Origin of the sequence: Paraburkholderia sp. BL27I4N3 (genome assembly GCF_003386115.1) — a bacterium.
In the GTDB taxonomy this organism is placed as follows: Bacteria; Pseudomonadota; Gammaproteobacteria; order Burkholderiales; family Burkholderiaceae; genus Paraburkholderia.
Genome location: NZ_QREJ01000002.1, coordinates 207,186 through 217,963, shown reverse-complemented (window position 1 = coordinate 217,963; position 10,778 = coordinate 207,186). Strand labels below are relative to the sequence as shown.

9 protein-coding genes and 1 pseudogene are annotated in these 10,778 nt (G+C 60.9%); 6 read left to right on the top strand and 4 right to left on the bottom strand.

Annotation, left to right across the window (positions count from 1 at the left end):
- Window positions 1-15: 15 nt before the first annotated feature.
- The gene (locus B0G71_RS38250) at window positions 16-1,116 is read right to left on the bottom strand and encodes a LuxR C-terminal-related transcriptional regulator (RefSeq protein WP_116149547.1); all 1,101 of its coding nucleotides are present in this window, start codon (window positions 1,114-1,116) and stop codon (window positions 16-18) included.
- A gap of 331 nt (window positions 1,117-1,447) precedes the next feature.
- Between B0G71_RS38250 and B0G71_RS38245 the strand changes: the two are divergent.
- Window positions 1,448-2,597: pseudogene (locus B0G71_RS38245) on the top strand (IS3 family transposase); the annotation flags it as partial.
- Window positions 2,598-2,783: 186 nt separating this feature from the next.
- Here the strand turns inward: B0G71_RS38245 and B0G71_RS38240 are convergent.
- Window positions 2,784-3,236 carry a cupin domain-containing protein gene (locus B0G71_RS38240; protein WP_116149545.1) on the bottom strand — a complete coding sequence of 151 codons (453 nt, stop codon included), beginning with the start codon at window positions 3,234-3,236 and terminating at the stop codon, window positions 2,784-2,786.
- A gap of 747 nt (window positions 3,237-3,983) precedes the next feature.
- Here B0G71_RS38240 and B0G71_RS38235 point away from each other — a divergent pair.
- Both B0G71_RS38235 and B0G71_RS38230 read left to right on the top strand, forming a co-directional pair.
- Window positions 3,984-4,859 (top strand): site-specific integrase, encoded by an 876-nt coding sequence (locus B0G71_RS38235; RefSeq protein WP_116149523.1) that lies wholly within the window; start codon window positions 3,984-3,986, stop codon window positions 4,857-4,859.
- Between the two features lie 23 nt (window positions 4,860-4,882).
- Window positions 4,883-6,052, top strand: coding sequence for an IS91 family transposase (locus B0G71_RS38230; protein ID WP_116120096.1), 1,170 nt, complete (start codon window positions 4,883-4,885; stop codon window positions 6,050-6,052).
- Between the two features lie 588 nt (window positions 6,053-6,640).
- Here the strand turns inward: B0G71_RS38230 and B0G71_RS38225 are convergent.
- Both B0G71_RS38225 and B0G71_RS38220 read right to left on the bottom strand, forming a co-directional pair.
- A complete protein-coding gene (locus B0G71_RS38225) occupies window positions 6,641-8,071 on the bottom strand; it encodes an IS1182 family transposase (protein ID WP_116149990.1) in 1,431 nt (476 codons plus the stop codon).
- Between the two features lie 560 nt (window positions 8,072-8,631).
- Window positions 8,632-9,246, bottom strand: coding sequence for a tyrosine-type recombinase/integrase (locus tag B0G71_RS38220; RefSeq protein ID WP_116149543.1), 615 nt, complete (start codon window positions 9,244-9,246; stop codon window positions 8,632-8,634).
- A 269-nt stretch (window positions 9,247-9,515) separates the two neighbouring features.
- On the opposite strand from B0G71_RS38220, the gene B0G71_RS42780 reads away from it, so the two are divergent.
- The 3 genes from B0G71_RS42780 (at window position 9,516) to B0G71_RS38210 (ending at window position 10,721) form a co-directional block, all read left to right on the top strand.
- Window positions 9,516-9,599, top strand: coding sequence for a hypothetical protein (locus B0G71_RS42780; protein WP_404935500.1), 84 nt, complete (start codon window positions 9,516-9,518; stop codon window positions 9,597-9,599).
- 228 nt (window positions 9,600-9,827) lie between these two features.
- Window positions 9,828-10,403: an aldehyde dehydrogenase family protein gene (locus tag B0G71_RS42775; RefSeq protein ID WP_404935497.1), complete on the top strand. Its 576-nt coding sequence runs from the start codon at window positions 9,828-9,830 to the stop codon at window positions 10,401-10,403.
- Between the two features lie 45 nt (window positions 10,404-10,448).
- Window positions 10,449-10,721, top strand: a complete 273-nt coding sequence (locus tag B0G71_RS38210; protein ID WP_106307971.1) for a hypothetical protein — start codon at window positions 10,449-10,451, stop codon at window positions 10,719-10,721.
- The last annotated feature ends 57 nt before the right edge of the window (window positions 10,722-10,778 follow it).

Here is a 10,778-nt window from a genome sequence, read left to right as displayed (position 1 = left end):
AGGCAGTGGAGAAGGTCACCGATCGCGCCCGAGTAGCTTGCCGATCAGTTCTCCCGTCGTCATGGCTGCATACTTGCGCATAAGCCGGGCACGGTGTGCTTCAACCGTTCGATGACTAATTTGCAGCTCGCGCGCGATCCGCTTGCTGCTTTTTCCCGTCACCAGCAGTTGCGCGACCTCGCGCTCGCGCCGGGTCAGGTCGCGAGTCACCCGACGGGCCGACGAAATATCCTCGAATGCCCAGATCGCAGTTGCAAATGGATCGTCGCGGTTCATTGATCGCCCGGAAACGTGGCACCAGAACGGGCTGCCATCAAGCCTTTGCATGATGCGCTCATCGGAATAGAAGCCCGTCTCCTTCATTGCCAGCCATGCGCGCTCGCCGATGTGTCGAAACTCGTCCTCGGAGGGGTAGAGGTATTCCAGCGAGCGTCCAGCCAGTTCGTTGGGCGCACACCCAAAGATTTCACCGAACGTGTAGTTGCAGGACACGATGACTCGCTGCCTGGACAGGAGCAGGCCAACGGGTGCCATGCGAAACGCCTGCGCAAGATCGTCAGGCGGATACGGCGAACCCACGTCGGTAGCCAGTCTGTCATCACTGGAACCCTGTCCTTTCTGGTTGACGGTGGGCACGGCCTTTATAGAAACGATTTCGGATCGAGAAGGAGGCGCGGTACGGGATTGTCCGGGGGATCCGGATCGTTTTACCGGCCTGTCCATGTTCTGCCATATCCGGCCGACAGTGGAGGCGGAAACGTTAGACTCTCGTGCGACGTGGCGGGCACTGCTTACCGCCATGACACCGTCGGGCTTGCGAGATGCAATCTCGGCCACCGTCGCTTCGCCGATTTTTTGTGGAGCCCCGCTGCGAGGAAGATCCGTCAAGCCCTGCAGGCCATCCATGATGAACCTTCTGCGCCATTTGGAGACTGTGTGCGCGGTCGACTGAACGCGAGCGGCCACAACCGCATTGTCCAGTCCCTCTGCACAGGCCAGGACGATTCGGGCGCGAAAAGCCAGCGCTGGACTAGTGCCGCCGCGCTTCGCGAAGTCGTTGAGCGCGGCTCTGTCCTCCGGACTTAACGACAGATGCAGTTTCGGCCTTCCTTTCATCGCCTGGGCTTCAGCCGCCGGACAGGTCAATCGGCCAGACGACTTATGTAACGAACATACCAGGCATCATACCCGTTGAACTGATACATACGCTCCGTCCAGCCGTCGGACTTTCGCGGTCTCGGTTGCGTGCACCGTCGGCTTCGCCAAGGAAAGCAGGACAAGCAGAACAATGCCGCTGCCGCATGCCGCGTGGTTGGTCAGAACCGTTAGCTTGCATGGTAAGCACGACTTCAGGTCATGCTTACTGCGTCCCAGTGGGCCTTCGAGCCAAGCGGTGAAGTTGACCCGCAAAAATGGACACCTATCCTTTTGAACAGGAGGTGCCACCATGGCGAAGCATCGCACCCCGTACCCGGCGGAATTCCGGGCCCAGATGGTCGAACTGGTCAAGGCCGGGCGTACGCCCGAGGAGCTGGAGAAGGAGTTCGAGCCGACCGCGCAAACCATCTACAACTGGGTGGCGCAGGCCGATCGTGACGCAGGCAGACGGCACGACGGGCTGACCACCACGGAACGCGAGGAACTGACACGGCTGCGCCGCAAGGTTCGTCAGTTGGAGGTTGAGCGGGACATCTTGTCAAAAGCGGCGGCCTGGTTCGCCCGGGAGACCGGAACCGTGCCCGACAAGGGTTCGAGTTCATGAAAGCGAATCAGGCCACCTGGCCCATTACCACCATGGCGCGGCTGCTGAAGGTCTCCACCAGCGGCTTTTACGCATGGCTTGGACGCGGACCATCGAAACGGGCACTCAGTGATATGGATCTGCTGGCGCGCATTCGCGCGATACACGCGCGCTCGCGCGGCACCTATGGGATGCCCCGCATTCACGTCGAACTGGTCGACCAGGGCGTTCACGTGGGGCGCAAGCGGGTCGCCCGCCTGATGCGTATTGCGGGGCTGTGCGGCGTGAGCCGGCGGCGCTGGATCACCACCACGCGGCGCCAGCCCGACGCGCGGCCCGCGCCTGATCTGGTGCAGCGGCACTTCAGCGCCGACGCGCCCAACCGCCTGTGGGTGGCCGATGCAACCTACGTGCCGACCGGCGAGGGCTTCCTGTATCTCGCGGTGGTTCTCGATGTGTTCAGTCGCCGCATTGTCGGCTGGTCGATGTCAAATCATCTGTACACCGAATTGATGCTGCGGGCACTAGACATGGCACTGGCGCAACGCCGACCCGACGGGGGATCCACCACTCCGACCAGGGTTGCCAGTACACGTCGATCGCCTTCGGCCGGCGCTGCCGCGAGGCTGGCGTGCGTCTGTCGATGGGGACGGTAGCGGATTGCTTCGACAACGCCATGTGCGAAAGCTTCTTCGCCACCCTTGAATGCGAACTGCTGGCGCGCTCGCACTTCGCCACGCGTGAACAGGCGCGGCGCGAGATCTTCCACTTTCTGGAGGCGTGGTACAACCCGTTTCGCCTTCATAGCGGGCTCGGCTATTACTCGCCGATCATTTACGAACAGCTGCATGCGGCACAAAAACCGACTTCATCCACATGTGAGTCGCCCACCGCCGGCCGGCGTCGTGGTCGTGACAGGCGACCCGCCGACCGGCCGTGGACAACTCACAGCACCTCTTCAAACGGAGGTAATCTATCCACTCAAAATTCAACTATGTAACCGTCCACCGAAACGGGTCACCCCCACGGTACGTCGTGCAATTCAGCCGAGGATCTTTAAACCTTCAGGAGGCTCGCACGGTATTGTTCCCATCCTGGCCGGCACTGAAATTTCCAGGAACTCGAAATCTTCCGAGATTGCCGTTTCATTGTGTTTGAGACCAGGTGGAATATAAAGCGATTCGCCAGCGCCAACCCGAATAACTCGACCATCTTCGAACTGAAGATCTATCCAGCCTCGGAGGGTGAAAATAAACTGCGTTTCGCAAACATGGCAATGCCAACCGGTCTGCTGCATCACGCCTGTCGCCACGGTCACCTGCGCCCTCATTCGACCGTCCGTGGCGTCGGAAACACCGAGATCCCGATAATTGAAGAATGTTCGGCGGCCTGCTACTAGTGGGGCTGTTTCCTTCGTAGCGTATGCGAGTTTCTCTAAAAGATCAGCGGAGACGTTTGCGGCCTCGGGGGAAAGGGTACCGCTGTGGTGTTCCATTGAATGTTCCTTAATATAGCCGGTGGTTGCCGAGGTGTTCTCGTCAAAGCGAGGTCAAGCTTTCGCGACTCTAAAGCCAGCGCAAGAGTGTGAGAGGCTCACAGGGCAGCGCGTGTCCCTCATTGAGCCTCCATCGAATTTACCGGCCTGGGTGGAAGGCAAACAGTCGCAGAATTACATCAGGGAAAACCCTATTAATTCTTGCGTTATCCGCTCCAGGCAAATCGGTGAACTTCGTCGGAACGCCAAATGGATGTGTGCCTGAAGGGACTTGCTGTTGAGGAAGGGGCATAACATTGGATGCGTGAGCGCTCGTAGGTCGCCTGGGCGACGGCGTCCTCTAAGCGTTGACGAAGGGATTCGGGGATTCAACTCTTGGAGCATCGGTTCCGCCTTCGGGCATTTCTGCCGATTCCGTCGCTGCGTCTGGACACGCGATCGACTGCTTGACCTTGAAAAACGGGCGTCCGGATTGAGAGACGGTGGATGGCGGCTCAGGGTCGTAAGTACGCGTTCGCCGATGTGAGCGTCGCCGCTCAAGATCCGGCTCGGGCGAACGGCCGGTAAGCGCCGTGCAGCCGCCGGATGAGGGACGGTAGCTGAGCGTCTGCAATGGCCGATGGGACTAAACCGCTCGCGCGGTAGGGGGCTGCGGCCCGACTCTGGCGGCGAATGGGAGGCCAGTGGCGCCGGTGGTTATGTTGGTGGTTGAGGCAATCCGCCTCGCCCTCCAGCAGGAGCCCCATCATGACCTCCTCCGATCCGCGCGTCAGCCCGATGCGCCGCCATATGCTTGAGGACTTGCGCATGCGCAAGTTCGCACCCAAGACCCAGGCCGCCTATCTGCGTGCCGTACGTCAGTTCGCCCGATACCTCGGGCGTTCACCCGATACCGCCACCGTCGAGAACCTCCGCGACTACCAGCTGCATCTGGTCGATCACGGCGTGTCTCCGATATCGCTGAACGCCGCGATCAGCGGGCTGAAGTTCTTCTTCGAAGTCACGCTCGGCAAGCCTGAGCTGATGGCGCGCATGCAGCCGGTACGCGTGCCCCGCACGCTCCCGGTTGTGCTCAGCCCCGAGGAGGTGCGGCGGCTCATCGCGGCAGCTGGAAACCTCAAGCATCAGACCGCGCTGTCGGTCGCCTATGGTGCCGGGCTGCGTGCGAGCGAAGTGGTGGCGCTGAAGGTCGGCGACATCGACAGCCAGCGCATGACCCTGCGCATCGAGCAGGGCAAGGGCCGCCGCGACCGCTACGCGATGCTTTCGCCGGTCCTGCTCGAACGTCTGCGCGTCTGGTGGCGCGTGGCCCGTGCCCAGGGCTGCATGCTCGATGGCGGGTGGCTCTTTCCGGGCCTTGATCCGATCGACCCGCTCAGCACGCGGCAACTGACCCGCGCCATCCATGCGGCCGCCGAGGCCGCAAACATCAACAAGCGCGTCTCCATGCATACGCTGAGGCATTCGTTTGCCACGCACCTGCTGGAACAGAAGGAAGATATCCGCGTGATCCAGGTGCTCCTTGGACACAGGCAGATCGAGACCACCACGCTCTATACCCAGGTCGCCACTGATCTCCTGCGCAAGGTGATCAGTCCACTGGACCGCCTGCCCGCCGGCTAGCCCGGCCGCACGCGGAGCCCTCCGTGCTGGAGGTCGCGGATATCTTCCGCGCCTGCGGGCCAGCGTGGCGCCGTACGGTAGCGCTGAGCCTGGGGCAGCTGAAGGTCATGTCGGCCATCGAACAGTGCCGCAGCGCGGCGCTGGGGGGACATGTGCTGCGCTGTTCCGGCTGCGCAAAGGTTGAGATCGCCTATAACTCGTGTCGTAATAGACATTGCACAAAGTGCCAGGCGAGCGCCGCACACCGGTGGCTCGAGGCACGTCAGGCCGACCTGCTGCCTGTGGAGTATTACCACGTCGTCTTCACGCTACCTGCCGCGATCAGTGCGATCGCCTGGTACAACAAGGCGGTGCTCTATGGGCTGCTGTTCGATATCGCCGCCGAGACGCTGCGTACCATCGCGGCAGACCCCAGGCACCTCGGCGCGCAGATCGGCACCACGCTCGTGCTGCACACGTGGGGCTCGGCGCTTACGCATCACCCGCACGTGCATGGCATCGTCCCCGGCGGCGGCCTGTCGCCCGACGGGCAGCGGTGGATCGCCTGCCAGCCCGGCTTCTTCCTGCCGGTGCGCGTCCTGTCACGCCTGTTCCGGCGCCGCTTCCTGGAGGCACTCGAAGCGGCGCACCGGCAGGGCCAACTGCAGTTCTTCGGCGAATATGCCAGCCTCACCGATCCGGCCGTCTTCACCGCATGGCTCGCGCCGCTGCGTGCCTGCGAATGGGTCGTCTATGCCAAGCGTCCCTTTGCGGGACCCGAAGCGGTACTCGCGTATCTCTCACGCTATACGCACCGGGTGGCGATTTCCAACCAGCGTCTGCTCGCCTTCGACGAGCGCGGCGTCACGTTCCGCTGGAAAGACTATCGCGCGAAGGGGCGCACCCGCTACAAGACCATGACCCTCGAGGCCGGCGAGTTCATGCGCCGCTTCATGCTGCATGTCCTGCCTGGCGGCTTCCATCGCATCCGTCACTACGGACTGCTTGCCAACCCGGTGCGCCGCGCCAGACTCGCGAAGGTGCGCGAACTGCTGCACGTTGCCACCGGCGTCGCCACGTCTCCGCGCGAAGCCGTCAGGGAAACACGGCCCGCCTTCATCTGCCGCCACTGCGGCGCGCCGATGATGGTCATCGATATCCTCGCGCGCACCGCACCGATCCGCGCGCCCCCCACGCGCCGGGGCCCGACATGAATACAACGGTTTCCGGACGTGCTACCCGACCGTCGGCTTCGCGGCAACGCGGCCCACGAGCGGACGTTTGCGCCTGTCGCTTCACGCAGTCGCTCCCACGTCCACTTCGCCCTTCCGACTGCGCCACTGCGCCGCTTCGTCAACGCGTCAGTCCCGATCCGCCACCCCGCCTGACTGCGCATCCCGCAACACTGCCTGGCATCCCGGCTCATCAATCGCCATAGCCTCAAAGCTTCCCACCGCATCGCGGCATCCCGCGGTTTCCTCCCTTCAGGTTTATTCAACGCCTGCCCACACGTCCCGTCGTGCACCTCCAGGCCTGTGGACACGGGCAGGCATCGAACAAACCTTAAGATGCGCGAGCGTCCGTCCTCTACGATTGGATGGCCGGTTACAGTGGTGGAGCCGACGCCTGAACGTCCGGCAGGCGACGCATGCGAACGACACCTCTTGGCCCAGAGCGTGTCAAAACGCGTAGAAACCGGAAATTAACGAAACCTGTCTTGCCGCAGGTCGCGACTTTCCGATTGCGGTGACCGGCGTCAAATCAAAGCCGAAATTATCGCGACCGCGCACCTCCAACGGGCGTCACGCCCGCATCGCCGTCAGCACCGCTTCTGAACCGAGTAGCTTGATCACTCGCTTCATGTTGTACGCCAGCACGTGCAAGCTCATTTCCGTGCTCACTCGTTCGATGGTCCGCGTCAGGAAATGAGTGGCGCCCATCCATGCCTTGATCGTCCCGAACGGATGCTCGACAGTCTGTCGCCGGATGCGCATCATCTCAGGGGCGTGATCAAGTCGCGCTTGCATCTCGTCAAGAACGGCTTCGTGTTCCCAGCGTGCCACGCGACGTTGCGGGCCTGGCGTGCAGTCGCCTTTTAGCGAACATTGCTGGCAATTCGAACTCCAGTACTTGCTGATCTTCAGACCGCGCTCAACAATTGAAAATCGCCAGATGAGCCGCTCGCCTGCCGGGCACCGATATTGGTTCGCTTGTGCGTCGTAAATGAAGTCATCCTTGCCGAAGCGACCATTCGCCGTTGCGCTCGATGTCACCGACTTCGGAATGAACACGCTTATTCCGGCCTCATGGCATGCAAGTATCTCCTCGCTCTTGTAGTAGCCCCGATCAGCAACTGCAGTGAGCTTGTCGACGGCCATCTCTGTGCGGGCAAGCTTCGCCATCGACGTCAACTGATCACGATCGAGGCCATCATTGGTAACGACATGCGCGACAATCAAATGGTGCTTCGTGTCGACCGCAGTCTGGACGTTGTAGCCGACGACCCCCGTTCCTCGAGTCTTCATCGAACGGGCATCTGGGTCCGTGAGCGATACCTGTTTGTCGGGTGCTGCGTTGAGCTGGACCTCGATCTCCTTGAGGCCTCGCATCTGTTCCTTCAAGGCCGCAATCTTGTCCTGCAATCGCTCTGTCCTGACCTTTGCGATGGCAGGCTCCTGACGATCCGCTGTGTCCATCGCATCGAGATAGCGGGCGATACTTGACTCGATGTCGCGCATGCGTCGCTCAAGCTTCGCGCTTGTGAAGTTGCGGTCGCGGTGGTTCACGGCCTTGAACTTGCTGCCGTCAATCGCAACGATCGCTTCGGCAAAGAGGTCCAGACGCTGGCACAGCACGACGAACTGACGGCAGACGCTACGGATCGCTTTGCCGTTGTCCTTGCGGAACCGAGCAATGGTCTTGAAGTCCGGTGCCAGGCGGCCCGTGAGCCACATGAGTTCGACGTTGCGCTGGGCCTCGCGTTCAAGGCGACGGCTAGATTGAATACGGTTCAGGTAACCGTAGATGTAGATCTTGAGCATCACCTCGGGGTGATATGACGGCCGACCTGTCAACGCTGGTTCTACGCCTTCAAACCCAAGCTTATGAAGATCAAGCTCATCGACAAAGACATCAACTACGCGCACGGGATTGGTGTCCGTCACATAGTCATCGAGCGCTTCAGGGAGGAGAAAGCTTTGCGTACGATTGTCGCCTTGAACGAACCGTTTCATCTTGCTCATCCCTTGCTATCGGATGAAAGATTTTAACGCGTCAAAATGGCGTTTTGACACGCTCTGGGCCGACTGTACTCATCCACAGATGTTGCTTGCGAGCAGCCGTCGAAGATTTCAACGGCTGCTCTACACCACCTTCATTGAACTGGCGTTCACAGCCAGCTTCTGACGTTCATCGCGCCGTCACGCGGACATTCGAAGGTCAGTTTCACGGCTGGAAGCGGCCCTTCGTTTGTCTCTCTCCTCGGGGTCTACGAAGGGCGGTAGATGCTGGTAATTGACTTTTCAAGCTGTGACAGGCCGGTCACATAAAACCAGGGAGCTCGCCGCAGCCTTCAAACCACGCACGAGGCGCATGGCTGTTGGCACTTCGACGTGCGGTACAACAAGCATCAGGAGTGAATCAGGGCCTGCTGCCCACGTTCGAAGACAGACGTCAATGACCGTCACAGCGTGATCGGCCACCTGCCGCTCCTGGCCTCGAGCGGTGATGCTGCTGCCCATCACGAAATGCGGCCGCAGAGACAAACTGCGTATCGTACGGCCGCGGCCTGTTCTTAGATCTCTGTTTGCTCCGAGATCTCGAGCGCATCGTCGACCTCTATACCGAGATATCGAACAGTGCTTTCAAGTTTGCTATGACCAAGCAGGAGTTGAACAGCTCTGAGATTTTTCGTCCGCTTATAAATCAAGGTCGCTTTCGTCCGGCGCATCGTGTGCGTGCCGTAAGCGGTCGGATCAAGGCCGATCGCCGCCACCCACTGATGCACCATGCGGGCGTATTGTCGCGTTGATATATGTGGAAACCGAGAAAGGCGGCTCGGGAAAAGATACCCGTCAGACCTCAGCCCGGCCTTCTCGATCCATGCAGCGACTGCAGCGCGAGCCGGCTCTGTGACCTCAAACTGAACGGGTCGTTTGGTTTTTCGCTGCATTATCATCGCACGCGGCAAAATCTGATTGCCGTGGGTTACGTCGCGTACATGCAAGTTGACGAGATCGCACCCGCGCAGCTTGCTGTCGATCGCAAGATTGAATAACGCCAGATCGCGAATCGCGTGCGCGTTCTGGAGGTGAATCCGGATTGCCCAGACGTCTTTCGGTTTCAGCGGCGGCTTCTGACCGATCAACTTGTCTTTGTTCCAGGGCTCACGGCTTTGATTGCTTCCCATGACAGACTCCCCTTGAGTTGATGGGAGTTACATTGTCTCGCGGTGTCCGCTCAAGCAGTCTCTTGATCCGAATCGGCCATAACCGACGGTCGACAGTCGAGCAGCGTGCGACGGTGGAAGGCTGGCTATGCTGACATTCGCAGATAGGTGCCGCGGGTCTGTGGCGAAACTGCCGTTCACCGGCCCTGCGGCAGTCGGCAAGACGAATCTGCATGCCGGCGCCGATACGTTGCAACGCGTGACGCTATAAACTCGGCGGCAAGTCGCCGGTGGCCGTGCTCGACGATACGAACTTCGACCACGTGACGCCGCTTGCGATTCAGGCCGGCTTCATGAACAGCGGCCAGGCCTGAATCGCGGGCACGCGCATGCGTGCCTCAACAGCGGCTCGCGGAATTCGGGCGCGGGTGCGGGAAGTCGCGCGCACACAGTCCGGGCGATTCACGCGATTCGCAAACGAGCGTCGGCCTGATGCCGCCAGAAGCAGTGGGGCGCGTGCATCGCTACATCCGCATCGGAGTCGACGAATAAGCGCGCCTGATCGCGGGCGACGAAGGCCGGCCGGATGGCGTCGACACTGGATGGTTCATCTGCCCGTGTTCAGCGACGTGACGAACGACATGATGATCGCTCGCGAAGAGATTTTCGGCGCGCTGCTGTCGATCATCACGTACCGTGATGCTGACGATGCGATCACCATCGCCAGCGACATGAACTGCGGCTTGCAGGCGTACGCGTTCTCGGCGGATGAAAAGCGCGCACGCGAGGCCGCGCCGTTTGGCGGCTTCAAGCAATCCGGTATCGGCCGCGAATACGGTACGTTTTGGGCTGGAGGGCGTTTCTTGAGCCGAAGGCCGTTCTTGCTGCACTTTGATTGCGCAACCCTAGCGTTCGATCGCACGTCCCGCAGGCGGACGATCCGGGGCGACCTTTGTTGCGGGGCAAGCGGGCTTAAGCGGGGTCGCCAGACCAAGGATTCAACACTTGCACGCGTGCAGGGGCAGCCAATGCGGATCGCCGGACATTCCCTTGGGGAGGGTGTGGCGCATGCGCCAACTGGTGCTATCACACCTCCGTCGCACTCAGGCGTCGCTGTGCCGTTTATGCAACATGTGTCGCGCTGGCGTTTTTTGACAGACAGTCGTTCCAGACTTTGATAGCCTTTGTCGTGGCCGGGCACCCGACGACAGGAGGGCTTCACCATGCTGCGATGGCTTGCAAACTGGGCTTCACATCACGCGCCCACTCCCGAGAAACAGGCGGAACGTGCACTTAATGACCTGCGCATGGAACTGTTCCAGGCCGAGCAGCACGTGCTCGATGCACAGCTACGCGTTGATTACTATCGGGCCCGGCTGACCTTTCTGGAGGAGGTGGCCAGTAAAGGCATCGAGCAGGTCTCCGACGAGCGCAAAGGCCTGCAGGAACCGTCGCCGGCATTGAGGCCCGGACTGAAACTGACCGCGGCGCAATAGTGTCCCGGCTCGCACCGCTGCGCGTTGTGCTCAGGATGCGAAAACAAGCCTCTGTAG